The organism is Ruegeria sp. HKCCD7255 (assembly GCF_013031565.1).
Taxonomy (GTDB): domain Bacteria; phylum Pseudomonadota; class Alphaproteobacteria; order Rhodobacterales; family Rhodobacteraceae; genus Ruegeria.
In genome coordinates, this window is record NZ_WQAG01000007.1 from 1 (window position 1) to 26,970 (window position 26,970).

Here is a 26,970-nt window from a genome sequence, read left to right on the forward strand (position 1 = left end):
GCGACAACGTGTCGTTCGGCGTTGAACTGATCGCGCCCATCGCAATGGAAAACGGCCTCCGCTTCGCCATCCGCGAAGGCGGCCGTACTGTTGGCGCGGGCGTCGTGTCGAAAATCATCGAGTAAGTCGGCTCTGCCGACTGGTGGGCGGCAGTTGCTCTGAAAGAGCAATGAGAGCCCACACCATCGAACAAAAGAAGGCCGTCCCAAACCGGGGCGGCCTTTTCTTACAGTGTTGAGAATAAGCACTTTTTGTGTCACTCTTATCCTGCTAATCGCTTGAGAAAGCCTAGATTTCGGCGGGATTGACAATGTTTTTGAAGTCGAAGAGTTGGCAGCCAAAGTTCGTTGGACTTGTCGGCGACGGGGATGAAATAGACTTACTCGAAGACTTCGAAGCCGCCTTTCAGATTACTTTCTCTGAGCAAGATGCAGAGAGCCTCCTGAATCTCGGAGATGTAAAAAGACTTATATGTTCCAAACTAACGGTTGATCGCGCTATGCAGGCTAAGTGTCTTGGGGCGATGGCCTACTACAGATTGAACCGCGCTATACGCGAAACTGGTAAGACTCCCCCAAAGACCTATTTCGTAGCCCCAATAGATCTAACTCCCAAGGAGTTCCAAAAACAGCTCGAAAGCGTGAGCGATTTGAAGTTAGATTTTTTAACGCGGCCTAGTGCCTGGGTGGTTGCATTAGCTTCCCTGCAATTTGTTTCCTGGACCGTGGCACTGTTTTTGTTTTCCGGGTTCAATGCCGTTCTGGCAGTCATTCTAGTTTTTGGCCTAACGCATACCCTTTGGCGTTTTGCAGCGAATTCCGACGGTTGGGTCTGGCAATTTGAAGGAAGTTTCGAAGATCTTTGCAATAAGGCAGTTGAGACCAATTTTGGAAAGCTAGTTTCGCTAGGTGGTAGATGGAGTGACGCCGATGTTTGGAAATGCATGACATCGATTGTTGAAAGCAATACGGGATTTCCTGCAAATCGGATGGAACCCAGCTTGAGGCTTATCTAGGAAAAATGCATCTGTGGAGAGCCCTAAAGGCCTAGGATTTTCGCCTCCCCTTTTGCCTGTCCCCACTGCCGCCGCGCAAGCACGTTATCTCTCGGCTCGACGTCTGCCCTCAAAGGCCAATGGTTCAGGTGAACCCTGGACTTGGCAGAATCGAAAAGATATCTCATTATATTCAAAACAAAAAATATAAACGAAGCGAATATTGAGGTTCCTAGAAAAGCTGCAGGCCAAAAAAGCTGTCTGTTATTGGGAGGAACACATGATCCGGTTACTCGTCTCATCCGCGTTGAGTCTTGTCTTTGCTTTGTCTGCATCTGCAGATGGCGTGCCCAGCCCAGAGGCTGCGGAAGGGACCTTTCCTGAAAAACCGTTTTCTCCTTATGCGAACCGGACGATTCCAGAACGACCGCTGTGGGGGGATACGCATCTTCATACCGGGTTGTCGCTGGATGCTGGTGCTTTTGGGAACACGTTGCTTCCTGACGAAGCCTGGCGCTTTGCCAAAGGGGAACAGGTGATATCCTCGACAGGGCAACCGGTCCGGCTGGCGCGGCCCCTGGATTGGATGGTTTTGACTGATCACACCGACCTTATGGGGTTTGCTCCGGATCTTCAGGCGGGCAAGCCGGGTGTGTTGTCTGATCCCAAAGGGCTTGAATGGTATGAAGGCTACAAGGCTGGAGGCGACGCCGCTGGGCGGGCGGCCTTTGACATCATCGGCAATTTTTCCCAGGGAACCTTGCCCGAAATTTTGCTGAATTCCTACAGCCCCGGTGCGGATGCTTTTGCGTTCACGTGGGAACATATCGTGATGGCGGCGGAACGTCACAACGAACCTGGCCGTTTCACCGCATTCATAGGATTTGAATGGACTTCGGTGCCCAAGGGCTTCAACCTGCATCGCAACGTGATGTTGCGCGATGGACCGATCCGTGCGTTGAAATTTGTACCGCCCGTCACTCAACCTCCTTTTGGAGATACAGATCCGAAAAGCCTCTATGCGTGGCTCGAGCGTTACCAAGAGGAAACCGGTGGGCGCGCAATCGCTTTTGCCCATAACGGCAACCTCTCGAACGGCTGGATGTTTCCAACGGAAGACACCTATCACGGTGGCAAAGTCGACGAAGATTATGTGTTGAACCGGGCAAAGTGGGAGCCGCACTACGAGGTTACCCAAATCAAGGGTGATGGTGAGGCGCATCCATTCCTGAGCCCGGATGACGAATTTGCAGATTACGAAAACTGGGACGTTGGCAACCTGGACATCACCGAGCTGAAAACAGATCAGATGCTGGCGGGTGAATACGCTCGCGAGGCGCTTAAGCGCGGTTTGATGCTGGAAGAGAAATTTGGTGTAAACCCTTATAAATTCGGCATGGGGGGCGCAACGGACAGCCATACGTCTTTGGCAACTGCAGAAGAAGACAATTATTTCGGCAAGAGTGTCAGTGCAGAGCCGTCAGAAACCCGTGTCCTGCATCCATTCGTAAGCAGCGATCTTGGCGCCTTTGAAGGCCACACTCTGGTTGCTTCCGGCTACACTGCTGTCTGGGCTACCGACAATACCCGATCAGCCATTTTCGACGCGTTCAAGCGCCGCGAGACCTATGCCACAACCGGCCCGAGGATATGGTTGCGTTTCTTTGGTGGCTGGGACTTTGACGAAAATGACCTGCAAACACGGGCCGTCGCCGATGTTGGATATGTCAAAGGCGTTCCAATGGGCAGCGATTTGCGCAAGCGGGAGGGCGATGGCGCGCCCAATTTCCTGATAGCGGCGCTGCGCGATCCAATTGGGGCAAACCTCGACCGCGTTCAAGTGGTGAAGGGCTGGTTGGACGCTGACGGAACTCTGCAGGAAAAGGTCTATGACGTCGCATGGTCTGACGGTCGCGAGCCTGATGGTGACGGAAAAATTCCCGAGGTTGGCAATACCGTGGACATTGAGAGCGCAAGCTGGACTAACAGTATCGGCGCGTCCGAGTTCGTTACTGTGTGGAACGATCCTGACTTCGATCCTTCAGAACGGGCTTTCTACTATGTTCGCGTGCTCGAAATACCCACACCGCGCTGGGTTGTGTACGATAAGCTGCGGTTTGGTATTGAGCTGCCTCCCGAGGCGCAACTGACCCATCAAGAACGCGCGTATTCCTCGCCCATCTGGTACACTCCAGACTCAGAGTGATCCTTGGGTGGCGGTCTTGTGTCTACGAGGCCCCGCCGCTCCAGGGTTGGCGATCTACCATCCTGTCGGCCTCAGCTGTAATATCGTTCATATGCTGTTCGAGGCTCAGACGCAGGGCCTCGATCTGCTCTTCGGTCGCTTTACGTGGAACCGTTTCTGTCCATTCGCGACAAAGAAATACGCCTTCGTTCCTCCAAGGACGCGGCATCAAAAGATGGTCCCATGTGCCCGCTTCGCGGCCATGGCGCGCGGAATAGGTAATACCGAACACCCGTTTACCTGAGGTGCGCGCCCAGATCAGAGGCACGGTCGAAGCAATCCGTTCAGGTCCGCGCGGTCCGTCGGCGGCAATCCCGATGGAGATCCCCTGTTTCATCTTTCCCAAAACTTCGCGCGACAGCGCGACGTGGCGCTTGTGGCTGGACATGGCGATCGTATCCATGCCGAAAAGCTCTTGCACGCGACCAACCATGCTACCGGCACGCGCGGCCGAAGTGATCGAACAAATGCGCCCCTTGTCCAGCGGAAAGAAATAGGGCGACTGTGCCAGCCGTTGGTGCCAAAGCACAACGATCACAGGTTCCCCCTGCGCGGCCAACTGATCCAGCTTTTCATAGCCGATGCGTTGCCAGTGTGTGTTGCGATGGACCAGCCGGATATACCACGCAATACGCCGTGCGACCCAGTTCAGGACGGCTTCACTGTCGGCGATCTTCTTGCGCAGGTTCAAAACGGGCTCCTTACGTCAGGCAAAGCCGCTCATAATACACACGGGGCCAAGTGCAAACCGTTTGTCTTTGATAGAATGTGAAAAAGGCTCTTGAGTCCGCTGCGCCGCTGGCATATCTGAGGGCGCACCATAGGGGTATAGCTCAGTTGGTAGAGCGACGGTCTCCAAAACCGTAGGTCGCGGGTTCGAACCCTGCTGCCCCTGCCATTTCAATGAAATTGTTCTTTGTACGCAAGAAACCGTGATGCAGTGCAGATGGTCTTTTGCTTGACGTGCAGGTAAAGAGTGAAAAGTCTGTTTGGACAACAGACTATGGCGCGTGGTTTTCTGATAGGGCACAAAGCTTGCGGAAAACCCGATCGGTCGATCTGCGATCGGCGTCAAAGGGGACTTGGGGAGAAATGACAGACATCATCTCATTTCTGAACGACAATGGGCTGGGCAAATTTGCTCCGGTCTTTGCGTCCAATGAGATTGAGCTTTCCGATCTGACCTATCTGTCCGAGCACGATCTGATCGATATGGGGCTGCCGCTGGGCCCGCGGCGCCGCTTGATGGCTGCGTTGGGACATTCGGGCTTTGCTATGCCAGCAGCGCCGGTGCAAGGCAGTGGCAAAATCGTCGCGGAGCGCCGTCAATTGACTGTGATGTTTGTTGATCTGGTCGGGTCGACCGCCTTATCCGAACAATTGGACCCCGAAGATCTGGGCGAGTTGCTGCGTAGGTTCAAAGAGACTTGTACGACCTCGGTGGCTCGTTTTGGTGGTCATGTGGCCAGTTTCATGGGTGATGGGGCGATGATCTATTTCGGCTATCCCCACGCGCTGGAAGATGCGGCGTCGCGCGCTGTTCATGCGGGTCTCGAGATTCTGGAGGGGCTGGGCCGCATCGAGGGTGAGACCCCGTATCGGGCCCGCATCGGTATTTCGACCGGGTTGGTTGTGGTTGGCACCATTCATGGCGAAGGGCTGCGGGAACATGATGTGGTCATGGGGCGCACTCCGAACCTGGCGGCACGGCTGCAAACACTGGCTGAACCCAATACCCTGGTCATCAGCCCGTCGACCCGTCGACTGATTGGGAATGCGTTCGAGCTTCAAGACCTGGGCAGCTTTGCTCTCAAAGGGTTTTCGGAGACGGTTCAGACCTGGTCCGTCATTGGTCAGGCCAAATTGGAGCGGCGTTTTGATGTCACATCTGAAGCAGGCGCAAGCAGGTTGGTTGGGCGGCAGGCAGAGTTTCGAAAGCTGCTGTCGAGATGGGAGCAAGCCAGGGAAAGGGCTGGTCAGTCGGTCCTGATCTCGGGCGAGGCGGGGATCGGCAAATCCCGTCTGATCGATGGGTTGGGCCAGCAGATAACGGATAAGGAAGTTCTGCGGCTAAACTTCCAGTGCTCACCGTTTCACGCCAACAGTGCCCTTTACCCCATTATTCAGCATCTTGAACGGGCGGCAGGGTTTACGACTGCGGACAGCGATGCGGAAAAGCTTGAAAAGCTGTCGCAGCTTCTGCGCAATCAGTCGCCCGAGCATCTGCGCCTGATCGCGGATTTGCTAAGCGTAGATGCGGACGACATTTTGGGGCCACTGGACCTGCCGCCACAGGCCAAGCTTGAAATGACGCTTGAGGCTGTTGTCGAGCAACTCGTGACGATGGCGCATGAAAGGCCTGTTCTACTGCTGTTCGAAGACGCGCATTGGGTCGACCCTACGACACTGTCGCTGACCGACCGGGTGATCGAGCGTATCCGGGATTTGCCTGTTCTCATCGTTGTCACGGCGCGGCCCGGATTCGATCCAGGTTGGGGACATCACCACAACACGCTTCATATACCGCTCAAACGTCTGACCAATCGCGATGTGGCGGATATCGTAACGGATGTGGCGGGTGGAACATCGGTTCCCGATGCAGTGTGCGATCTGATCGCCGCGAAAACGGATGGCATTCCGCTTTATGTTCAAGAAGTCACACGCGGCCTTTTGGAATCGGGTCAGTTGCGCTTGACGGATCAGGGCTATGCGCTGCGCGGCCCCTTGCCATCGCTTTCGGTTCCCAGCACGCTCAAGGATTCGCTCATGGAGCGGCTTGATCGCCTTGGAACCGCGAAAGAGGTGGCGCAGACCGGCGCTGTTTTTGGGCGTCAGTTTTCGATCGCTTTGCTGACATCGGTTTCGATCCTGTCACCGTCGGTGCTGCAGGCGGGGCTGGCGCAGCTGGCCTCGGCCGGAATCGTTATGCAGGTGCCAGAGGGTGACGAGGACGAGTTCATATTTCGTCACGCGCTGATCCGCGACATGGCTTATGACAGCCTGCTGCGCACCGAACGTCAGATGTTGCATGACCGCGCAGCAGACGCGCTGATCGAGCTTCGCCCGCAAATGGTTCAGACCCAGCCAGAGGTTCTGGCTCAGCACTTCAGCCTGGCCAATCGCAAGACCGATGCGGTGCAACATTGGCAGATTGCGGGGAGGCGGGCCATCGAACGTTCGGCGTTGGCAGAGGCGTTGGCACATCTGTCGACCGGTTTGGAACAGCTTGCGACACTTCCCAAGAGCAGGGATCGTGATGTGCAAGAGATCGACTTGCAGGTGTTGCGCGCGGGGGTGTTGCGGTCGACCGAAGGTATTGCAGGTGATGCGACGGGCGACGCCTATGGCCGACTACGCGATCTGTGCAACCGCGTGGAAGAGACTGAGCGTTTGTTCCCGGTTCTGAATGGCCTTTACGCCTTTCATCTTGTGCGCGCCGAGTACCGCAAGGCCGAGGTCGTTGCGGCACAGATCCTTGAGTTGGCCGCTGAGACCAAGCAGACTGAACACAGCATGGTTGGCCATCGGGCCATGGGGGCTGTGCAGTTGCATCTGGGGAATTTGAACGAGGCGTGTCGCCATCTTGAACGGGCTTTCGAGCTTTATGATTTTGAACAACATGGCAAGCTGGCTTACGTCTATGGAACCGACCATGCGGCGATAACCGCAGGTTTCCTGGGTATGTGTTATTGCCTTATGGGGCGTCCCGACGCGGCGCGCGATGTGCAAAACAAGGCTCTTAGCTGGGTCAAAGAGTTGAACCATGCCCACAGCATCGCTCAGGTTCTGGTCTACATTTGCAAATCCCACCTGCTGATCAGAGATATCCCGGCGTTTCAGGAAGCGTTGCAGCCTCTGCGTGCATTGACCGAAGAGCATTCATTGGTGTTTATGGCAACCGTCGCGCGGTTTTGGGCCGCGTGGAGCGATGCGCTCACTCATCCCAGCCCAGAAACCGTAGCGCAGCTGGAGCAAGCAGCCCGGGATTGGTGGTCGGCCGGAGCGGGTAATTACAAAAGCTTTTTCCCATCGATAATTGCCGAAGCCCACACACAGATTGGAGCACATGACGCCGCCCATGCGGCCTTGTTGCAGGCTGATCATGCTCTGGCACAGTCAGATGAAAAATGGGGTATGGCAGACCAATTGCGCATTCAGGCACAGCTGGCCTCGGAAACGGGTCAGGATCCCGAACCTTTGTTGCTAAGGGCCATTGAGATCGCACAAAAGCAAGGCGCGCACCTCTACGAATTGCGCGCGGCGGTCGATCTGGTAAAAGCGCGCCAGATCAGCGGAAAACCTGTCGGCAAGGCGTTGGAGCAGGTTTTGGAACGGTTCGATCCGGATACTTCCTTGCGCGATCTGAAAAACGCGCGCGCTTTGTTTGCAACGATGACTTGACCGATGGGGTCAATTGCTGCCAGCTTGTCTGCGGGCAGATTGGGGTTGATACCTAAAATCTAAAATATGCGTGCGAAATCTGGTGGTTTCGCGCTGTGATCCTGCACGTTTCAAGGAGCGCCAATGCGCAAGCTCAGCAAATCCCTTCTGGCAAAAGACAGCCTTATTCAAAGCCGCACAGACCTTTTGTTGCAGCGGTTTCATCCGATCACCCCCAAGCAGATACGCGCGTTCGAGCAAAGCCTGATCGGCTCGGTCGTACTGCCGACGGATCCGAACTATAACAACGATCGTCAGGTCTGGAATCCGGCGTTTCAGGATTACCCTGAAATCATCGTCTATTGCGAAACGATCCAAGATGTTCGCGCCAGCCTGGCCTTCGCACGCAAGCACAACCTTTGGGTTGTCAGCCGCTCGGGTCGACACAGCACTGCGGGCTATTCGGTGAACAACGCCATGGTACTGGACACCAGTAAGCTGGATTACGTCACGGTCGATCCAGACGTGCCGATGGCCTATGTCGGGCCTGGCACACCTTTCAGAAAGCTGAACTCAGTTTTGAACTCCTATCACCTGCATGTCCCGGGCGGAGCCTGTCAGGATGTGTGCGTTGCGGGCTTCATGATGGGCGGCGGGTATGGTTTTACCTCGCGCATGTTCGGTATGGCCTGCGACAACGTTCTGGGCGTCACCGTGATGCTGTGGGATGGCAGCATTGTCATCGCTGACGCAGACACGAACCCTGATCTATTTTGGGCGATCCGCGGCGGCACCGGCAACAATTTCGGCGTTCTGCTTGAGGTGCGGTACAAGCTGCAAAAGCTTTACAAGGTGTGGGGTTTCCACATCAAATGGCCGCTCAAGAAAGCTGCCAAGGCGCTGGAGTACCTGCAAGCCCATTACATGAAAGACGGGTTAAGCGACAAATTCGGCGCTTATATTTTCATCGCCTATCAGGGCAAGGAAAAGGTCCTGTTGGTTTCGGGGATGTATCACGGACCCAAGAAAGAAGGCATGAAGCTGATCCAACCGCTTTTGGACAAGCCGATTGGCGGGCATCTCGAAAACGACAAATCCGGCACCTACCAGCAAATCAACTCGTGGCTTTACGACGAGAAATACGACATCCCGGTGGTGCCCGATCAGGCGCGTGAAGATAAGCAGGGTGGTTATATCGAACGCCAGCTCAGCCAAAGCGAATGGCAGATGGTGGTCGATTATCTGGACAGCACGCCCAATGAATATGGCGCAGTAGCGATTGAGCCCTATGGCGGTGCGATCAACAAGGTGCCGGTGGGCAAAAAGGGCAACGCCTTTATCCACCGCAACGTGTCACTGAACTTCTACGTCGATGTGTTCTGGCTGTCGCAAGAGGAAAAGGAAACCGTAGTTCCGTGGCTGGACGGGTTCATGAACCTGATGACAGAACAGGGGTTCTTTATCGACCGGTGTTATCAGAACTACCCGCGTCGTTCGCAATTGAATTACCGCTGGCTCTATTGGGGTGACAACTTCAACTCGTTGCTCTTTGTGAAAAACAAATTCGATCCGCATAATTTCTTTCACTATCAGCAGAGTATTTCGCCCGTACCGAAAGACGCCCCGCGCGACATCATTCGGGATACGTCCAAGTCGTTCTTCAGCGACAAGACGATCACCTACCAATTCTATTCAAAGCCCTGATCAGCAGGGTGGCTGCGGCCGAAAAACAGGGAAGCAACCAGCATGGATACGATCCAGGAAATCTTCTTTCTTCCACCTATGGCCGTGGCCCGGCTTGGGCCTGGTGAGACGCCGCTTGAAAGTTATGAGTGGCAGCAGGACATGGACGCCCATGGTAACAATAAGACGGTCATCCGCTCGAACGTGACGTTGCGAGAGGTCGAGGACGGCAGCGTGCGCGCTTATTTGCCCGTCCCTAAAACCATACGGTTCCGCGACGAAGGCGGGGCCTTGCGTCCCGTCGCGCCGTTCTTTGAGCTTTGGGCCAAAATGCATGATACTGAAACCGGTGAAGATTATGAAACGCCGGTTACGCTTGATCTGTTGGACGGGCAGGGGCTGTCTTTGCAAAACGTTCGCTACTCGGTCACTGTCGGCAACCAAAAGGCCGAACGTCGTACAGGCGACGCGGCCTGCGGTTTCCGCGCACGGGTCGAGATTGCAGGTCAGGATTTTGCACCCAAACCCCTTCTGGCCTTTAGCCCGCACACCTCGGAACAACAGCCGATGGTATATGAGCACAGCCCGATTCCTCTGGGCACCATCCGTGCCATGCACCCGGTGCGCGGGCAGGATGAGCCGGTCGAAGGTCAACCGGTTGACCGCAGCATTCTGCGCCTGCGCTTTACCCCACCCAAGGGCGAGGTTTATGGCCCACCTGACGCGGCCTTTGGCCCGGCCACGCTGGCGGTACCGGCCTATCAGAACGATCCGCCAAAGTCGGAATATGGTCGCATTCATGAGATCGTTCCCGAACAGAACCGCATCCTGAACCCCGATACACCATGGTCACGCTGGATCATGATGTCCGGCACGTCTGACGATCCCGAGCCACATGACAGCTATGACGGTGCGCGGGTGGGCAACAACCAATCCTGGGGTGTGGCCGACGACACCAGCGACGGCACGATCGAAGCGACGCTGAACGTGCGCGGGGAACGGCTGACCGCGCGGGCCCGCATCTTTACCGGCCCCCCAGATTTCGCGCCCGACGCACGCCCGTTCTATAGCATCGAAGACGATTTGCTGGATCGTGATTTGTCATTGATGTCCGTGACCAAAGACAACTATGTCGAGGCCAAGGACGAGGTGGTCGACATCTTCCGCCGCGCGTTTGAGACCAACAGCCTGGTTAATCTGGACGACATCCGGGCGCAGGGGCTTAAGGACAACGCAACGCTGCAAGCCCAAACCAAAATGCCCGCTTTCCCGGAAATGCCGTCCACCGATGCGGCCTCGATGACCGAAGAAGATCAGATGCCGCCGGACAAGATACCGGACCTGATCCGCCCGCAACCGGTCTCGGTCTTCTCAAACTCGGTTCCAAACGAAAGGCTGCCCTATACGGTGGCCACGAAATTTGTACATGAACAGCTGATTGACGAAGAAAACCTGCTGGATTTCCTGCGGCGTCGACCGGATTTTGTCAAAAACCTGTTGCGCCCGCCCTTTGGTATCCTGTCCGAGCTGGAAACTGATCCAAGCCCTGATCAGACGCCGAACCCGAACTTCCGCGATCCCCGGATCGTGCGCGACTTGATGCACGACGCCCGGATGCCGCCCTATATGCGGGATTCCAACTATTTCCCGCTGTCTCTTTCGCGGCGGCAGTATCACCTGATCCTTTCATTCATCGACTATCTGGTTGAACACGCGCCCGAAGCGCCCCCCGAGCCAAAAGCGCCGGATCCGAGCCATCTCAAACCCCGCAACCTGACCGCGCGGGCGGCGTTCAAAGTCCCGGGCAACCCGGATAACACGCGCCTTGATGGATCGGTCGGCAACTGTTTTCCGGGGCTTGAAATGGATGTCCGGGATCTGGATCGCCGGTTCTTTCCGGGTCTGGTTTTCAACGCGGTGCGCGTGCCTTTGGATCCGTTCCCCGAAGCGCCCAAGCATTCCGAAGGCTTTCATCTGGTCTTTGTTGACTATTTCTATGATCCGATGCTGCCCGACAACAGCCCCGAGGCATGGGTGCAAAAGCTGCTGACCGACTATTGCGGCGCTGTCGGGACCAAACTCAGCCGAGGCCGGTGGTTCCTGTCCTGGGTCGAACAGAACGGCAAGAAGATCACCTTCAAGGAAGAAGACGGAACGCCCTATGATGGGCTGAAAATCTGGCGCTTTATTCGCAGCCTGGAATGCGGTGACGATAAACCGGTGACCATCGCGCTGGAGCGGCGCAACCACGAAGGCGTCGTGGATACAGAACCGGTTGTGCTGAACGGCTATCGCCGGCAATACCGAACAGAAGACGGTGTTTTCAGCGACGCCTATGACCCTGGCGAGCTGACACAAAGCCTGTGCAACCCGTGGTCTCATGATTTCCGGGATTGTGGCTGTCACTATTGGCCGTCAAACCACCCTGATGTGGTTATGGCCGAGGTAGACCATGACGCGGCTCTGCCGACGGGGCAGTCAGATAACCCGCTTGCGGCCGAAACCTATCTGGATTGGCTTCGGTCAGACAAATCTCCGTCCGGGAACGTGGCTGTGCTGAACACGGTGGAACAGAACCGCCCCTATCAGATCGACCATTATCAAGTGAACCGGATGTGGAGCGAGCTGCCCATCGTGGTTGAAGGGCGCGAGACCGGTGAAACCTATGAGGTCGACCCGGAATTGCACGATGTCGAACCCTATGGCTCGATCAAGGAAATGGTGGATGATCTGAAGACACGTCTTGCTCCGATGGAGATGACGCTGAGTCTTCAGTATCTCTATGCCTATTTCTCGCTGGCCGACCCTGAGACCGTGGATCACAAACGCTGGCCTACATTGAAAGACGATCTGATCTTTGCCCGTCGGTCTTTGGTCGAGGTCGCGATTGGTGAGATGACGCATATGCGCTGGGCGAACCAATTGTTGTGGGAGCTTGAGGGCGAGGCGTACAAACCCGTTTTGACACCGGCCAAAACGCTACGCTTTGGCGCGCAACGGGTTCTGGAACATCACCGCGCGCTGCGCCCGCTGACACCTGAAGCAATTGATGATTTCATCGAAATCGAACGTCCCGGAGGGTATATCGACCGGGCCTATGCGCAATGTGTGGCCACGCTTGAGCAGGACAAAGCCGTTGACCGCAGGCTTTATGCGCTGGCTGTGCGGATTGACACGGATGGCGACGAACACTTCCTGCGTTTCAAACAGATGAAAGAGGTGTTGGCGCAATACGATATCGAAGGACAGTCACCGGCTTATCTGCGCCCTGTCGAGCCGGGTAACAAGACCAATGCCAAAGCCGCGCTTGAACTGTTCGAGCAGCTCAAAAAGGGTCTGCATGAGGCGTATCTTTTGGAATCCCAGAAAGAGTATGAAGCGTCGCAAGAGCATATCGATCAGGTGCGCGAGACGATGAAAACCTTGCGTGTCAAGGGCGAGGAACTGGCGGCCAAAGGCATCGGGATCCCTTTCTGGCCGGAGGAGAAAAAGTGACCCCGCCCTGGGCGCAGGTGCATTTCTTTGAAACGGGCCATGGCCATCATATGCTGGCCGTCGATGGCTCGCGTGTGTTTGACGTGCCTGCTGGGACGGCAGAGCGTTTTTCCACGCTGAAGGCTGACGGTCAGGCGGCTTTCCTGGCGTCGATGGGCCTGGACGGGGTGCCTATGATCGACGACGCACCGCCTCAGGATATGCCGGTACGGTCGCTGTCTCTGGCGGTAGCGCAGAAATGCAATCTGGCCTGCACCTATTGCTATGCCTCTGGCGGCGATTTCGGAGCGCCTGAGCGCAATATGGAATGGGAGGTCGCCAAAGCTTCGGTCGACAGGCTGGTGTCCGAATCCGAGCCGGGTGTGAAAATCAACCTGGCTTTTCTGGGCGGCGAGCCTTTGATCAATCGCGCCTTGATCCACCGGGCCACAGAGTATGCGGTCGAGCAGGCACAGGCGAACGGATTGCGCGTCGGATTTTCGATCACCACAAACGGAACCTTGCTGCGGGCCGAAGATGCGGCGTTCTTTGAACAGCACGGATTTGCAGTGACGATCAGCCTGGATGGCGTCGGCGCGACCCATGACAAGCTGCGGCCGCAACGGGGCGGGCGGGGCAGTTTCGATAGGATACTGAAACGGGTTGAACCCTTTTTGGCCGCACAGAACCGGATGCAGGTCGGTGCGCGGGTGACCGTTACGCCGCAGAACATGAACCTGCCCGCGACGTTGGATCAGTTCGTGAGCATGGGATTCCACTCGATTGGCTTTTCGCCGATGCTGGCCTCTCCGAATGGGCAGCACGAGTTGGATCAGGATCACCTGCAAGAGATGCTGGATCAGATGATCGCCTGCGGCAAAAAGTTTGAAGAGGCCGTGCTGGCAGGTCGCCGCTATCCGTTTTCAAACATGTCAGCAGCGATGCAGGAAATCCATCGTGGAACGCACCGTCCCTATGCCTGCGGGGCCGGAGCGGGGTATTTCGGGGTGTCTGCGGATGGCGGATTGTTTGCCTGCCATCGCTTTGTCGAAGATGATACCGGCGCAATGGGCAGCGTTTATGATGGGCCTGATTTGCGTCGGGACGGCTGGTTGAAAGATCGCCATGTCCACACGCAATCGCCTTGCAACACATGTTGGGCCCGGTACTTCTGTGGCGGCGGATGTCATCACGAGGTTATTCACCGGGGGCGGCCCGCCTGTGACTATATCCGTGGCTGGCTGGACTATTGCCTGGGGGCTTATGTGAGGTTGTCCGAGGCGCGCCCGGACTATTTTGGTTTGCCACCGCAAGCTGTGTTGGCCTGACGACAAGGCATGTCCAGCGACATCGAGACCGAAATCTGTATCATAGGGGCTGGACCTGCCGGGGCCGCCTTGGCCACGCGGTTGGCGCAGTTCGGGCGAGATGTCTGCTTGGTCGAACGGCAGGCCGTGCCGCGCCCGCATATCGGTGAGTCTCTGCCTGCATCTGTTTGGCCTATCCTGAATCTGCTGGGCGTTGCCCCTGAAGTCGAAGCAGCGGGCTTTCTGTGCGCCACTGGGTCGGTGTTGCATTGGGGTGGTCAGTTCGAACGTCGCGGCCCGACAGCAGGGCAACCGGGGCTTCTAGTAGATCGTGGCCAGTTCGACTCGATACTATTGGACGCGGCTCAACGCGAAGGTGCGCAGGTGCTGACCCAAACGCGCGCCTATCGACCAGACCATAGTGCCGATGGGTGGTGTATTCCTTTGCGATCCGAACAGGGCCCGCGTCAGTTACGGGCAAATGTTTTGATCGACGCAGCAGGGCGCCAGGCCGGGTTTGGACGGCGGTATCGGCAATGCGCGCCACCTTTGTTGGCGCTATACGCCTATTGGCAGGCCCCACCAGGGTTTGGGGCGCAAGCTCGGGTCGAGGCGGGCGAAGCGCATTGGGTTTGGGCGGCGTTGCTGCCCAACGGGTTGGTCAACGCGATGGTCTTTGTCGATCCGGCACGTTGCACGGGTCTTACACCGGCGGACCGCCGCGATCTGTATCTGAACCTGTTAGCGCAGTCGCCCCTGTTGTCCCCCTGCCTTGAACAGCGCCGGATGGGTCCGGTTCGCCAAGCCGACGCGACCAGTCAGATTGAAATGACGCCGCCCACAGCAGATTTTCTGCGCGTGGGTGAGGCCAGTTTTTGTGTCGATCCGCTGTCTTCGCAAGGGGTGCAACTGGCGATGGGGCAGGCGCTTCAGGCGGCGGCAGTTGTGAATACCGTGCTAACGCGCCCCGATCACGCGGCGCAGGCGCTGGATTTCTACGCGGACCGTCAGCAAGAGCGGGTGCAGGTGCACGCACAGTTGGCTGCGGAATACTATGCGCGTCAGTTGCAAATCTCATCCGATCCGTTCTGGCAGAATCGGTCCCAAGCACCCGAATGGCTGCAAACGGGGGCAATCGAACTGGAAACCGCACCCGTTCCGACACAGGCCAAACTGATTTTGTCGACCAAGGCGCATCTGCATGAGGCGGGGGTTCAAACCGAAACCCTGATCGAGCCCGGGCAAGTTCTAAGCCACCCAAATCTGCCACGACCCGTTGCCAATCTGGACGGCATCGCCCTGCCACCTCTGATCGCTTCCTGTCAGAATCCGACCGGTGCGGACGACCTTCGTGGGCGGTTCCGTAAGACCCTGCCGCCCGATCTGGCCGAGCGCGTGGTGCATTGGCTCTGGACCTATCGCATCTTGGTTGTAGCGGATTAATCGCGGTTTCCTCGGGTCTGCAAATCCCCTAATGTCGCGCCACGAAACCACCAGCCGGAAAGAGATCACATGTCGCGATTTGATGGGTATTTCCTGCGGCAATTGCTGGTGATTTTCGGCTTTTTCACCTTGGTGCTTGTGGGCGTCTTTTGGATTACCCGATCGGTCAGCCTGTTTGATCGCGTAATCAGCGGTGGGCAATCGGCCGTCGTGTTTCTGGAGTTCACCGCGCTTACCTTGCCGACATTGATCCGAACGGTAATGCCAATGTCGGTCTTTGCTGCTGCTGTCTACACGACCAACCGGCTCAGCCGCGAAAGCGAGTTGACGGTCATGCTGGCCACCGGCTCCAGCCCCTGGCGCTTGGCGCGGGCTGTCTTGCTGTTTGGGTTATTCACCGGGTTGATGATGGCGGTCATCAGCGTGTTTCTGCGCCCAGCTTCTGTTGACCAGCTTGAACGCCGACAGGCCGAGGTTGCTGGCGACGTCACCGCACAATTGCTGAACGAAGGTGAGTTTCTGCACCCCGCGCCGGGTGTGACCGTCTATATCGGACGGGTTGATCTGGATGGTACATTGCACGAGGTCTTTGTCTCGGACCGTCGTGACCGTCAAAACCCCACGAGTTATTCCAGCAAAACCGCCTATCTGGTCAATGATGGGGATGGCATCAATCTGGTTATGCTGGAAGGCGTCGCGCTCAGGTACACGCGCGACGGCAGGACCCTGTCATCGACCTTGTTCGAAGATGCATCCTACGACATTTCCGAGTTGACCAATCAAGCGGATCTTGAGCAGAGAAGCCTGGAAGCGATCCCCACGCGCGAGCTTTTGTATCATCAGGCGGATGTGGCCGCAGCCGAGGGCCATACCCGAGGTGAGATCGTGGAGGAACTGCATCAGCGCTTCTCGTGGATTGCAATTTGCATTGCTGTCGCACTGGTCGGGCATGCGACATTGATGCTGGGCAGTTTCTCGCGCTTTGGCCTGTGGCCACAGATATTTGCGGCCTTCACGCTGCTGGTATTCCTCGAAGGGATCCGTGGATTTGTTGCGCCAATTGTGGTCAAAGATCCCGCGACCTGGGCTCTGCTTTATACCCCTGCGGGTCTGGGTATCATGATCTCGAGCCTGTTCCTGTTTATTGCGGGTCGGCCCCTTTTGCGATCTCGCACACGCCCGGAACCGGTGCCGACCACCGGTTAGGCTGCAATTTTTTGGGCCGGCACGTTCATTTTGTTTTTCCAACAGCGCGCATTGGTCTAGCGTAAACTCCAGCCCATAACCGAGGACTGCAGGATGCTGGACAAAAACCACAAACCCACCTGGACCAGTTTTGAAGAGGCGACAAAAGACGATTGGGATGCGGTCATGGCCTATGAAGAGGCCTATAACGCCGCCCTGCCCGACCGCATACTCGACGCGATCCGGTCGCTCGACGAAGAGTGGACGCCGTATCCGGTCAACCGCTATCAGCACAGTTTGCAGGCCGCTACGCGCGCTTATGAAGACGGGGCCGAGGAAGAGCTGGTGGTTGCCGCGCTGATCCATGACACCGGTGACATCCTGTCCCCCTATAATCATGGCGAATTGTCGGCTGCGATGATGAAGCCCTATGTCAGCGCAAAGACCTACTGGATCCTCAAACATCACTGCGTCTTTCAGGGCTATTACTATAACCAACATCTGGGTGGCGACAGGAACGCCCGCGACAAGTACCGCGACAGCCCGTATTGGGAAGACTGCCGGTATTTTTGCCACGAATATGATCAGAAGGCGTTTGACCCGGATTACCCGACCAAACCTCTGGAGTTCTTTGAGCCGATGCTGCGCCGGGTTTTGAACAAGGGCGAAGGCCATATGGAGCTGAACGAAACCGCGGCGGATTGACCTGCGTTATCCATTGGCTCGGATCGGGATCAGGTGGTTGTCCCATTGGCAATTAGCTTGTGCGCTTAATTCAGGCTGAGCGGACAGCGTTCCAAAAGCGCCAGTGCCGGTGGTAAAGACCAGACCCTGAGGACCTGTGCCCAGGCCGCAGACATCTTCCAGCGTAAACGCATCCAGAAAGGCGGCTGTGGACACATCAAAACGGTGCAGTGCGTTGTCGCGCGGGCAGGTGATGGCAACGATGTCACCCCCAGCGCTAAAGGCGATACTGCCAGCGTAACCTTGTAGGTCGCGTTGCAAGTGATCTGGGGCGCTGATCAGCTGCGCTGTGCGTCCCCGGGTGTGCAGCCCCAGAAGTGGCGGATGCGCTGCCTGATCGCCTTGCCATTGCAGCGCAAAACCAACCAGACCGTCCTGTCGCACCGCCAGATGCCGGATCGAGTTCTTATGCAATTCCGGCGCCAAGTGAACCTGTTCCAGGATCTGGCCGTTCAGATCCAGATAAGTCAGATTGGGGCGCATCGTGGGCAGGTTCAGCTTTGTCCGACCACTGTCGGGATGGGTTTCGATCCCGCCATTGGCGACCACCAGTGTCTGACCATCGGGCATCAGCAGCATATCATGCGGTCCGATCCCCCCGGAGGGGAACTCTGCAAGCCGCACATAGCTTTCGGCATCCCAGACGCCGATCACGCCTTCACCGGCGTCGAAATCATTCTCGGTTGTGAAAAACGTGCTACCATCTTGGGAAAACACGCCATGACCATAGAAATGGCGTCCTTGTGGTGCGTGCAGATGTTGTTCGATCACGCCCCGGGCGCAGTTGATCACCAGGGCAAAGGTTCCGGGACGGCGCGCAAAACCGATGGCCTGCGCCTTGGTTGGATGGGCCGCCGCCGCATGTCCGCGGTCGGGAAGCAGCAACGCGAACAGGATCGCGCCATCGCCGTTCAGACCAGCAAGCCGATAGCTGTCGTCAGGAAATAGCGCTGCGGCCAGAAATTCGGGCGAGCCGACTGACGACCACCCTTGCGTGGGCGCCAAAGTGGCGGCTGCCAGACCGGTCAGAAAGGCGCGGCGTGTTGGCATGGCTTAGTCTCCGTCCAGAGAATTGAACCCCGCGCTGATACCCAGTTTCGGGCCAAGCGCGCCTGAGGCTGTGGCGTGGATATCCAAAACCGCCTGTTGCAACGCCTCGATCCGAAACCGTGCGGCAGGATCGGCGACCCCGGCCAAGGCGGGGTCATCCAACGCCTGTGCCCGCTCGATCGCATCCGCGAAACCGGCCTCAAGCGCGGTGGCCACATCGGGATGATCCAATGCAAGATGCGCCGCGAGATCTCGCAGCGCGATCAGGGACAGCACAACATGACGCGCGGATCGCTCGGACCGACGTGCCTCGGCCCGGTTGGGGCGGGGGCGGTCAAAGCTGCCCAATGGGCGGCCCAAACGCGTATTTCCGGTAAACTCCAGCCCTGTGATCAGAGCTTTGTAGATCTCTTGGGTGGCCTCATCGGTATTGCGATAGGGGCTGTTTTCGCCGGGCTGTTCCAGCAGCAAAGCATAGCTCTGCCAATCCGCGTTGATTGCATCGGCGTTTCGGTCGATGTCGACGGATATGGCGCGGATCAGGCTGCAGCGGTAATCGGCCTCAGCTTGCGCGGCCAAATCTTCATCATAAAGCAGCCGTTCCAGCGCAAAGAAACCCCGTTCGGCGACTGAGGTTTCGGCAAAATCCTCGGGCTTGTAGATGACCGGATCGGCAGTGGCGATCAGTTGCGACAGGGCTTTGCCAGTAAAACCCTTGGTGTCGGGCCAGAAGGCCAGCGCAAATGCGCGGTCTTCAACTTCGGACGGGCCAAAGCGCAGGTGACTGGCCGATATCCAGGCATCAAACGCCGCGTAATAGGCTTGGCGCAGCTGGGGGGCTTGAGGATCACACTCCGCGCGGGCTGTATCGGCCAACGCATCACTTGCCGTAGCCAGCTGTGCGAAACGTGGCAGGATATGCGTGCGTGTTACCTGTTCTAGATCCTGTGCGAAAAGAGTTGCGGGCAGCAAAAGCGAAGCGGTCAGGGTGGCAAGGCGCATGGATCAAAGGCTTTCCAGAAACTGGATAAGAGCGTCTCGGTCGGGCTTGGCCAGTGACACAACAGCATCGCGCGCCGCTTGCGCCTCACCGCCGTGCCAGAGGACGGCCTCCAGCAGCGACTGCGCGCGACCGTCATGCAGAAACTGGGTGTGGTCAGAAACCTGCGCGGTCAATCCGATACCCCACAAAGGAGGCGTGCGCCATTCGCGACCTGTGGCACGGGCCTCGGGGCGGTTGTCAGCCAAACCTTCGCCCATATCGTGCAGCAACAGGTCGGTATAGGGCCAGATCAGTTGGAAACTGTGTTCGACCCGGTCCGGCATGCGATGGGTCACATGGGCCGGTGTGTGGCAGGCGGCGCAGCCTGAGGTGTGAAAGACCTCTTTGCCGCGCAGAACTTCAGGGTTATCAACGTCGCGCCGGGCCGGTACGCCAAGATTTCGACTGTAGAACGTGACACGGTCCAGCCCGGTCTGATCGATCTCGAACCCGCGCGCGTCCCCGTCGCCATGCGGGGCGCTGGTGCAGTTGGCCTGAGCCGTTGTGCAATCGCCATAAGCTGCGGAGAAAAGCGGGCTTGAGATGCCGATGTCGCCAGCGAAGGCGCCCGCAGATTGTTCCATCACCGTTGGCATCCCAGCCTTGTGGCCAAACCGGCCCATCATGGGGGTGTCGAACTCGGTGGACCAGACGATGTTGGGGCGGCCCGAAATACCATCGCCATCTTTGTCATCTGGGTCGGCCTTTGCCAGCAGATCCTGCACCGGGATCGCCTCAAGCAGACCAAGGCCGATCATCTGCGGGGCCACGCGTGGGCTCAGCATCGCATCGGGGTGCAGCGGGCCATAGCCAAGATCAGCCGCGCGATAGGTCGGTTGGCGCAGCGTTACGACCTCGCCGCCGGACAGCTGGACGGTGAGATCCGCGTAAGTGACGTCCAGCCGGTATTCCGCCGGATGCCCGGGCAGCGCGAAATCCTGAAGCTGCCCGCCATAGGTGGGGTCGGGCAGGGTGGCGATGTAATCTGCGATCTCGGACGGCCCGTCGGTGGGTGCGCCGGGGATCGAGATGCGCAGGAACATCGACTCGGCGCTGTCCTCGGGCCCGTTGGGCGTATGCCCGCGCCCGTCTTTGATATGGCAGCGCTGGCAGGACCGCGCATTGTAAAGCGGCCCCAGCCCATCGGAGGCCAGGGTCGAGGACGGTGACGACACCCATATCTTTTTGAACAGCCCGTTGCCCACCTTGAAATCCAGCTCTTGCTCGAAGCTGAGATTGGCGGAAGGTTGCGAAAACGCATCGGCATCTGCCCGCAGGCGCACCGTGGCGGCCCCGGCGGGCAAAGCCTCGAACGGCTGTGGCGCGCCGTATTCCTTGGGCGTTGCGGTGGCGGATTTGATCCGCGCCTGCTCGGCTGCTGTTCTGGGTTGCGTGTTGAGGTGATGGTCTTGCAGCGCGGGCCAGTTAGCCTCATCCGCTATGGCCATGGTGGCCGTCAGGGCAGCCAGCGAGAACACGAGGGCAACGCAGGGTGTCCTCGGCTCGAGAAAGGTCAGGTTCCACATGGTTTATGCCGCCAAAGCTGTGCAAGTTGAGCGTATGCGCGATACGCTCAACCACTGAGATCACTGAAAAACAGCGTTTGGATTATCCAGGCTGTCCGAGCCTTCGAACGCCAGCTGCTCAAGGTCGAGCGCTGTCACAATCCGCTCGATGCTTTTGGTCTGATCAACAAGGCCGTTCACCCCACCCATAACCAAGGCCTCACCCGCTGCATTGCCGCGTTCCAGCATCTGGTCATAGACAAACCCGGCTTCAGCGGTCGATTTGATACGGCCCAAAGCCTGCATGGTATTGGCCAGCTTGGTCTTCATCTCTGTGTCCAGCGCAGGGTCTGACGCTGCAACCAGATCCGACAACGATGGGCCCGAAACCGAGCTGCCATCGATGCGGGTATAGTTGCCCAGATAGACGTTCTGAATGCCCAAACCGTCATAGTAATGGTCGTTATGGGTGTTGTCTGCGAAACAGGAATGCTCTTCCTCGGGGTCGTTCAACATCAGACCAAGGCGCATCCGCTCGCCGGCTTGTTCGCCATAAGACAGCGATCCCATCCCTGTCAGGATAGCACTGATGCCTACCGTTTCATCTGCGTTCAGCGCGGTACGGGCGTCACCGTCTTCGGCCCACTGGGCGACCATCCAATGCAGATCACTGACCAGCAGATCGGTGGCGGCCGTTAGATACTGAGCACGCCGGTCGCAATTGCCATGCGTGCAGCTTTCGTCTTGTGCAAAATCTGTCCAAGGGCGATCCCCGGCACCCGGACCATGACCGTTCAGATCCTGACCCCACAGAAGAAACTCGATGGCGTGATAACCGGTTGCGACGTTGGCCTCGATTCCATCCGCCTCGTGCAGGGTGTCGGACAACAGCGCGGGCGTGATCTGGGTGGCATCAATCGTTTTCCCTGACAGTGTGAAGCTTGGGTTGGCGATGACATTCAGCGCGGCTAATTCGTTTTCATCCGTTGCCCCGCCATAGGTGGCGTCGACATAGTCGATCAGACCCTCATCCAGCGGCCACGCATTCACTTTGCCTTCCCAGTCGTCAACGATGGGGTTGCCGAACCGGAAAACCTCGGTCTGTTGATAGGGAACCCGCGCAGCGATCCACGCCGTGCGCGCGGCGGCCAAGGTCGCGTCAGAAGGGGTAGCAATCAGCGCATTCACCGCAGTTTGTAATTTCTGAGCCGCGATCAGGCTGTCCTCGAATTTTGCCTCAGCAATATTTGCATAGGTGTTCAATACATCAGCTCTGGTCGGAGCTTCGGCGAAAGCCGCCCCGACAAAGCACAAGCCCAATGCGCTTGTAGCAGTCAAAAGTCGAATCATGAGAGGTTTCTTTCCTTCAAAAAGTCTTGTGCGCGTGCGTCGAAACAGATCCAAAGCAGTCGCGCTAAATTTCTTAGTGAAATACTAAGTTAAGTCAACCTGAGTTTTTTAGTCAGATTAACGAAGGCCGATCCTCCCCATTTATGGTGAGTTTGTGCTTGGGCTGCTTTGGGCGAAGGAATAAGAATAGATTTTGAGTTTGCGTTCGAGTGATGTGGGAATGAAAAGAATTTGGTTTGCGCTGATCTGTTTTCCCACAACGGAGTCGTTGGCACAGTCTGCCCCCGGATCAGAAATCTGGACCCCGGGTGTCGGACATCTAGCCATAGAGTTTTCAGGTTCCGATTTCTTGGTAACCTTGAAAGCACCCGGCGATGCGATTGTGGGATTTGATCACCCGGCACGTAGCGACGAAGAGCGGGCGCAGGTAGCCGCTGCTGTTTCCGAGCTTTCGAAACCCGAGACCGTATTGGCCATCCCTTACGATGCAGGGTGCACAGCTTGGGCCGCAAATGTTGTCTTGAACGGGGATGCCTTTGGGAAAGGCCTGACCGTTGAGCCTGATCACCTTGAGATCCGGGCAGAGTATCATTTTCGTTGCGATGCCGTTGATGCATTAACCACCATGCAGTTCCCATTTTTCTCTCATTTCCCTTCGACGAACGTGTTGCGTGCGGACGTAAAGTTGAAAACCGGTGAGAGGGCGTTCGAGATAAAACGCACAGAACCGGTTCTGGTCTTCGAATAAGGTCAGCGTACCTCTGTTCAGGTCCCCATGCAGTCAGCCCGAAAAGTGCTCCAGGTATGAGAAGCGCAAATGCGCTTGCCGCAAAATGGTGGTGTTTGACACCTGGCCAATCGTCTAAACGCGCCGCCTCGGTAATTGGCTGGTCTCCACACGAATGAAACAGCAATGGAAATTGCTTGGCTTGACGCGGACGTAACGTCCTGACGCGTTGGCCATGGCGCGATTGGAAGTGCGTGGAAGCAACAATTCCAACTTCGCTGCAATTCTGTCTCTTTTCGGTCAATTTTTTGGTTGATAGACATGAGGTGTCGGTGGTGTAGTTGCTGATCAGTGCGGGCGGGAAAATGAGAACCGGAACAATCGGTCAAGCGGTAATTCGTTGGAAACAAACGGAAATAAACGGTCTTGAGGCGGCTCCTTTAGAGGATTTGACCTTGGGCGCTGTTTGGTCGTGGCGCGGTATCGGCTCCAAGCTGGCATCGCTTGGTGAAGCCAGCCGTGCGAAAATCCATCATACGAACGCAGTCTTGTCGCAAGATACATCGGAAGTCATGGGCGAACACCAGCCGTTTGCGCGCCCGAGTTTGCGCATCGAATTGTCAAACGGTGCTCAGCGTTTCCAAGCGGTTTTGATACAAATATCGTCAGATGAAATGCCGGTTTTGGTATTCGAAAATGGTTCCCCGCTGCGTGATCAGGAATTTTGGATCAGCGCGCTTGAAGTTGAATCTGACGTGAGCGGTTTGGTTTCGGAATTCGACAACATCATTTCTTTTCCCGATCGCGGTCATTCGAAAGAGGCGGAGCCTCGGGTGCCTGCAGCGGTCGCAGCCGAATAGCATAGGTTTTCTTCGCCGTTACGGGCCAAGAAAAACCCTTCTGTCCATCGACAAACCTGTTGACTCTGGTGTTTCGACCAATATAAGCGCGGCTTCATTGGTGTTGGTGGCCTCCGCAAGGGGATGCCTGTCATGTGGAAAACCGCAAGAGGACAACGCCCTTCATAGTAGCCCATGAGGGCTTCGAACAAACGAAGGAGAACAGCCGTGACCAAACGCACGTCTGCCAAGTATAAAATTGACCGCCGGATGGGCGAAAACATCTGGGGTCGCCCGAAATCCCCGGTCAACCGCCGCGAATACGGCCCCGGTCAGCACGGTCAGCGCCGCAAGGGCAAACTGTCGGACTTCGGTCTGCAGCTGCGCGCCAAGCAGAAGCTGAAAGGCTATTACGGCGACCTGACCGAGAAGCAGTTCCGCCGCATCTATGCCGAAGCCGAGCGTGTCAAAGGCGACACCGGTGAAAACCTGATCGGTCTGCTGGAGCGTCGCCTGGACGCAGTGGTTTACCGCGCCAAATTTGTACCGACTGTCTTTGCTGCGCGTCAGTTCGTGAACCACGGCCACGTCAAGGTGAACGGCAAGCGAGTCAACATCCCCAGCTATCGCGTCAAAGAAGGCGATGTGATCGAGGTGCGCGACAAATCCAAGCAACTGGCTGTTGTTCTGGAAGCCGTTGGGTTGGCCGAGCGTGATGTGCCTGACTACATCGACGCAGATCACTCGAAAATGACTGCCACCTTTTTGCGCGCCCCGGGCCTGAGCGATGTGCCTTACCCGGTGATGATGGAGCCGAACCTGGTCGTCGAATTCTACGCGAAGAACTAATTCTTCGCCGACACCGAAATTCCAAAGGCCGCGCATTTGCGCGGTCTTTTTTGTTGGGGTTCTCGACCCAATCGCGGCAAGCCGCTATCCCCACAGGGATCTTTAGGTCCAGGCAAAGGGCGGATCAGATCGGCAAAGGCCGCCCTTCGGCAATGGCCTCCATCGCGAAATACGAGGTCACGCTATCCAACTCGACTTTGCTGATCAGGCGTTGGTACACCTCGTCGAATGACGCCATGTCCTGCGTTACCACCTTCAACTGGTAGTCATAGTCTCCTCCGATACGATGGAAATCGACCACCTCGGGAATGGTCAAGACATGGCTGCGAAAGGCGTGCAGCCATTCGGTGGAATGGTGGCGGGTGCGCAGCATGACGAAAACCACAAGGTTCAAACCTAGTTTTTCACGCGCGATCCGGGCGGTTGACCCTTTTAGGACGCCTGTGTCGTTCAGTGCCTTCAGTCGTCGCCAGCATGCGTTCTGCGACAGACCGACTCGATCTGCCAACTCGCGCTGGGACAGCGTTGCATCCTTTTGAAGCTCTCTGAGGAGTTTTGTGTCTATTTGATCTAAGATTTCACTCATTTTCAATCAAATGACACAAAAACAAAGAAAAATAAACGAAAAACGAGGAAGTTATTGGAAGTCACAGGGGTCATATTTTGTTCAATCCACAGGAGAAACCCTATGACGCTGACTGACTTCCGTACCCAGATCCAAACAGCTGCCCAAGCAGGAACGCTAGGCCAGGGCGTTATCGGCGACGGTGTCATGATCCCGGGTCTGAACGGGGATGTGCCGTTGGTTTATGCCGATTATGTCGCCTCGGGTCGTGCGATGCAGCAGGTTGAGGATTTCGTGTCCCAAAAAGTTTTGCCGTTCTACGCCAACAGCCATACCGAGGCCTCCTATTGCGGATCGTATATGACCCGCCTGCGGCGTGAAGCGCGCGCTGAAATCGCTCGCTGTGTTGGCGCCAAGGAAGACGATGCGGTGATCTTCGCCGGGTCGGGCGCCACAGCGGGTCTCAACCGGTTGGTCAGCCTATTGGGAGTTGAAGAGGCCGACCAGCCGGTTGTTCTGATCGGGCCTTACGAGCATCACTCGAACATCCTGCCATGGCGCGAGAGCAAGGCGCAGGTGGTCGAGATCCCCGAAGGGCCAAAGGGTGGGCCGGATCTGAACGCGCTCGAGGCCGCGCTGTGCGCCCATGCCGGATCAGACCTGCTGATCGGTTCTTTTTCCGCGGCGTCGAATGTGACGGGGATCATCACTGATCCAGACCTGGTGACGCGGCTGTTGAAACAGCATGGCGCGTTGGCGGTTTGGGACTATGCCGGGGGTGGGCCGTACCTGCCCATCGACATGAGTTCGGGCGACACAAAAAAAGATGCGGTTGTTGTCTCGCCGCACAAATTCCCTGGCGGGCCAGGGGCGTCAGGAGTCTTGATACTGAACAAACACGCGGTGCGGCGTCAGGCGCCAAGCTGGCCCGGTGGCGGTACGGTCAGCTTTGTCTCACCCTGGCGGCACGACTATAGCGATGATCTGGCCACGCGCGAGGAAGCCGGCACGCCTAACGTGATCGGAGACATCCGCTCTGCTCTGGCCTTCATCGTTAAGGATGCCGTTGGCACGGATGAGATCGCCCGCCGTGAGGCGCGTTTCAACCAAATGGCGCGTGAAGGCTGGGCGGATAATCCGCATCTGACGCTGTTGGCGGGCGACAACTCGCACCGGTTGCCGATCTTCTCGTTTCTTGTGCGCGACAGGTCAGGTCAGCCTGTGCATCAGCAGCTGTTTACCAGAATGCTCAGCGATATCTACGGGATTCAGGCCCGCGGCGGTTGCGCCTGTGCCGGGCCCTATGCGCATCGCTTGTTGGGGATCGATCAGGCGATGTCCGAGGTTTTGTTCTCGCAGCTATCCGCAGGTGAAGAATTGCAAAAACCAGGTTGGGTACGGCTTAACTTCTCGTATCTCATGAGCGATGAGACCGCGCAGTTCATCATCGAAAGTGTGAACGACCTGTCACGCCGGGTCGAAGAGTTTGCGCATTGTTACGCCGTGGATCCGGCAACAGCGCGCTTCAAAGCAGCCTGAGGGAATTGCCGCTTTTCTCAACGCGTTGAGACGGGTATGAGGGGCCCCA

Annotated in this window: 19 protein-coding genes, 1 tRNA gene and 1 pseudogene; 15 read left to right on the top strand and 6 right to left on the bottom strand. The window is 57.1% G+C overall.

Annotated elements, in window-relative coordinates:
- From tuf to GOX45_RS13650, 3 genes and pseudogenes are all read left to right on the top strand, one after another.
- A pseudogene (gene tuf / locus GOX45_RS13640) lies at positions 1–125 on the top strand (elongation factor Tu); the annotation flags it as partial.
- 185 nt (positions 126–310) lie between these two features.
- The gene (locus GOX45_RS13645) at positions 311–1,015 is read left to right on the top strand and encodes a hypothetical protein (RefSeq protein ID WP_171101714.1); all 705 of its coding nucleotides are present in this window, start codon (positions 311–313) and stop codon (positions 1,013–1,015) included.
- Positions 1,016–1,274: 259 nt separating this feature from the next.
- Positions 1,275–3,200, top strand: coding sequence for a DUF3604 domain-containing protein (locus GOX45_RS13650; protein WP_171101715.1), 1,926 nt, complete (start codon positions 1,275–1,277; stop codon positions 3,198–3,200).
- 22 nt (positions 3,201–3,222) lie between these two features.
- On the opposite strand, the gene GOX45_RS13655 is transcribed toward GOX45_RS13650, so the two are convergent.
- A complete protein-coding gene (locus GOX45_RS13655; RefSeq protein WP_171101716.1) occupies positions 3,223–3,930 on the bottom strand; it encodes a lysophospholipid acyltransferase family protein in 708 nt (235 codons plus the stop codon).
- Positions 3,931–4,061: 131 nt separating this feature from the next.
- Between GOX45_RS13655 and GOX45_RS13660 the strand changes: the two genes are divergently transcribed.
- From GOX45_RS13660 to GOX45_RS13695, 8 genes are all read left to right on the top strand, one after another.
- Positions 4,062–4,137: transfer RNA gene (locus tag GOX45_RS13660), tRNA-Trp, on the top strand.
- A 194-nt stretch (positions 4,138–4,331) separates the two neighbouring features.
- Complete coding sequence (locus GOX45_RS13665) at positions 4,332–7,640, top strand: adenylate/guanylate cyclase domain-containing protein (protein WP_171101717.1); 3,309 nt, start codon at positions 4,332–4,334, stop codon at positions 7,638–7,640.
- Between the two features lie 123 nt (positions 7,641–7,763).
- Complete coding sequence (locus GOX45_RS13670; RefSeq protein ID WP_171101718.1) at positions 7,764–9,323, top strand: FAD-binding oxidoreductase; 1,560 nt, start codon at positions 7,764–7,766, stop codon at positions 9,321–9,323.
- 42 nt (positions 9,324–9,365) lie between these two features.
- Positions 9,366–12,797, top strand: a complete 3,432-nt coding sequence (locus tag GOX45_RS22120; RefSeq protein WP_254446025.1) for a ferritin-like domain-containing protein — start codon at positions 9,366–9,368, stop codon at positions 12,795–12,797.
- Complete coding sequence (locus tag GOX45_RS13680; protein ID WP_171101719.1) at positions 12,794–14,104, top strand: radical SAM/SPASM domain-containing protein; 1,311 nt, start codon at positions 12,794–12,796, stop codon at positions 14,102–14,104. The genes GOX45_RS22120 and GOX45_RS13680 overlap by 4 nt, the downstream gene beginning before the upstream one ends.
- 9 nt (positions 14,105–14,113) lie before the next feature.
- Entirely contained in the window at positions 14,114–15,526 is a 1,413-nt protein-coding gene (locus GOX45_RS13685; protein WP_171101720.1) for an NAD(P)/FAD-dependent oxidoreductase, read from the top strand.
- A 69-nt stretch (positions 15,527–15,595) separates the two neighbouring features.
- On the top strand, positions 15,596–16,732 hold the full coding sequence (lptF, locus tag GOX45_RS13690) for an LPS export ABC transporter permease LptF (RefSeq protein WP_171101721.1): 1,137 nt from the start codon (positions 15,596–15,598) through the stop codon (positions 16,730–16,732).
- Positions 16,733–16,825: 93 nt separating this feature from the next.
- Entirely contained in the window at positions 16,826–17,416 is a 591-nt protein-coding gene (locus GOX45_RS13695; RefSeq protein WP_171101722.1) for an HD domain-containing protein, read from the top strand.
- A 6-nt stretch (positions 17,417–17,422) separates the two neighbouring features.
- Here GOX45_RS13695 and GOX45_RS13700 read toward each other — a convergent pair whose 3' ends face one another.
- Genes GOX45_RS13700 through GOX45_RS13715 form a run of 4 tightly spaced genes read right to left on the bottom strand, consistent with a single transcriptional unit; the run spans position 17,423 to position 22,402 of the window.
- Positions 17,423–18,505: a DUF1513 domain-containing protein gene (locus tag GOX45_RS13700; RefSeq protein ID WP_171101723.1), complete on the bottom strand. Its 1,083-nt coding sequence runs from the start codon at positions 18,503–18,505 to the stop codon at positions 17,423–17,425.
- Between the two features lie 3 nt (positions 18,506–18,508).
- Positions 18,509–19,507, bottom strand: coding sequence for an imelysin family protein (locus GOX45_RS13705; RefSeq protein WP_171101724.1), 999 nt, complete (start codon positions 19,505–19,507; stop codon positions 18,509–18,511).
- 3 nt (positions 19,508–19,510) lie between these two features.
- On the bottom strand, positions 19,511–21,073 hold the full coding sequence (locus tag GOX45_RS13710; protein WP_371808980.1) for a di-heme oxidoredictase family protein: 1,563 nt from the start codon (positions 21,071–21,073) through the stop codon (positions 19,511–19,513).
- Between the two features lie 60 nt (positions 21,074–21,133).
- Positions 21,134–22,402 carry an imelysin family protein gene (locus GOX45_RS13715; RefSeq protein WP_171101725.1) on the bottom strand — a complete coding sequence of 423 codons (1,269 nt, stop codon included), beginning with the start codon at positions 22,400–22,402 and terminating at the stop codon, positions 21,134–21,136.
- A 220-nt stretch (positions 22,403–22,622) separates the two neighbouring features.
- On the opposite strand from GOX45_RS13715, the gene GOX45_RS13720 reads away from it, so the two are divergent.
- From GOX45_RS13720 to rpsD, 3 genes are all read left to right on the top strand, one after another.
- A complete protein-coding gene (locus tag GOX45_RS13720; RefSeq protein ID WP_171101726.1) occupies positions 22,623–23,150 on the top strand; it encodes a DUF2796 domain-containing protein in 528 nt (175 codons plus the stop codon).
- 320 nt (positions 23,151–23,470) lie between these two features.
- The gene (locus tag GOX45_RS13725) at positions 23,471–23,989 is read left to right on the top strand and encodes a hypothetical protein (protein WP_171101727.1); all 519 of its coding nucleotides are present in this window, start codon (positions 23,471–23,473) and stop codon (positions 23,987–23,989) included.
- Between the two features lie 207 nt (positions 23,990–24,196).
- On the top strand, positions 24,197–24,817 hold the full coding sequence (gene rpsD / locus GOX45_RS13730; RefSeq protein WP_171101728.1) for a 30S ribosomal protein S4: 621 nt from the start codon (positions 24,197–24,199) through the stop codon (positions 24,815–24,817).
- 124 nt (positions 24,818–24,941) lie between these two features.
- Here the strand turns inward: rpsD and GOX45_RS13735 are convergent, their stop codons facing one another.
- On the bottom strand, positions 24,942–25,403 hold the full coding sequence (locus GOX45_RS13735; RefSeq protein WP_171101729.1) for an Lrp/AsnC family transcriptional regulator: 462 nt from the start codon (positions 25,401–25,403) through the stop codon (positions 24,942–24,944).
- Between the two features lie 102 nt (positions 25,404–25,505).
- Here GOX45_RS13735 and GOX45_RS13740 point away from each other — a divergent pair, with 102 nt between their 5' ends.
- Positions 25,506–26,921 carry an aminotransferase class V-fold PLP-dependent enzyme gene (locus GOX45_RS13740; protein WP_171101730.1) on the top strand — a complete coding sequence of 472 codons (1,416 nt, stop codon included), beginning with the start codon at positions 25,506–25,508 and terminating at the stop codon, positions 26,919–26,921.
- Positions 26,922–26,970: the final 49 nt, after the last annotated feature.

What these genes read in the sequence shown, in the direction of transcription:
- GOX45_RS13685 (WP_171101720.1), top strand. Translation starts at nt 14,114, where the DNA reads ATGTCCAGCGACATCGAGACCGAAATCTGTATCATAGGGGCTGGACCT.
- GOX45_RS13700 (WP_171101723.1), bottom strand. Translation starts at nt 18,505, where the DNA reads ATGCCAACACGCCGCGCCTTTCTGACCGGTCTGGCAGCCGCCACTTTG.
- GOX45_RS13670 (WP_171101718.1), top strand. Translation starts at nt 7,764, where the DNA reads ATGCGCAAGCTCAGCAAATCCCTTCTGGCAAAAGACAGCCTTATTCAA.
- lptF (WP_171101721.1), top strand. Translation starts at nt 15,596, where the DNA reads ATGTCGCGATTTGATGGGTATTTCCTGCGGCAATTGCTGGTGATTTTC.
- GOX45_RS13715 (WP_171101725.1), bottom strand. Translation starts at nt 22,402, where the DNA reads ATGATTCGACTTTTGACTGCTACAAGCGCATTGGGCTTGTGCTTTGTC.
- GOX45_RS13740 (WP_171101730.1), top strand. Translation starts at nt 25,506, where the DNA reads ATGACGCTGACTGACTTCCGTACCCAGATCCAAACAGCTGCCCAAGCA.
- GOX45_RS13710 (WP_371808980.1), bottom strand. Translation starts at nt 21,073, where the DNA reads ATGTGGAACCTGACCTTTCTCGAGCCGAGGACACCCTGCGTTGCCCTC.
- GOX45_RS13645 (WP_171101714.1), top strand. Translation starts at nt 311, where the DNA reads ATGTTTTTGAAGTCGAAGAGTTGGCAGCCAAAGTTCGTTGGACTTGTC.
- GOX45_RS13735 (WP_171101729.1), bottom strand. Translation starts at nt 25,403, where the DNA reads ATGAGTGAAATCTTAGATCAAATAGACACAAAACTCCTCAGAGAGCTT.
- GOX45_RS13650 (WP_171101715.1), top strand. Translation starts at nt 1,275, where the DNA reads ATGATCCGGTTACTCGTCTCATCCGCGTTGAGTCTTGTCTTTGCTTTG.
- GOX45_RS13705 (WP_171101724.1), bottom strand. Translation starts at nt 19,507, where the DNA reads ATGCGCCTTGCCACCCTGACCGCTTCGCTTTTGCTGCCCGCAACTCTT.
- GOX45_RS13720 (WP_171101726.1), top strand. Translation starts at nt 22,623, where the DNA reads ATGAAAAGAATTTGGTTTGCGCTGATCTGTTTTCCCACAACGGAGTCG.
- GOX45_RS13695 (WP_171101722.1), top strand. Translation starts at nt 16,826, where the DNA reads ATGCTGGACAAAAACCACAAACCCACCTGGACCAGTTTTGAAGAGGCG.
- GOX45_RS22120 (WP_254446025.1), top strand. Translation starts at nt 9,366, where the DNA reads ATGGATACGATCCAGGAAATCTTCTTTCTTCCACCTATGGCCGTGGCC.
- GOX45_RS13665 (WP_171101717.1), top strand. Translation starts at nt 4,332, where the DNA reads ATGACAGACATCATCTCATTTCTGAACGACAATGGGCTGGGCAAATTT.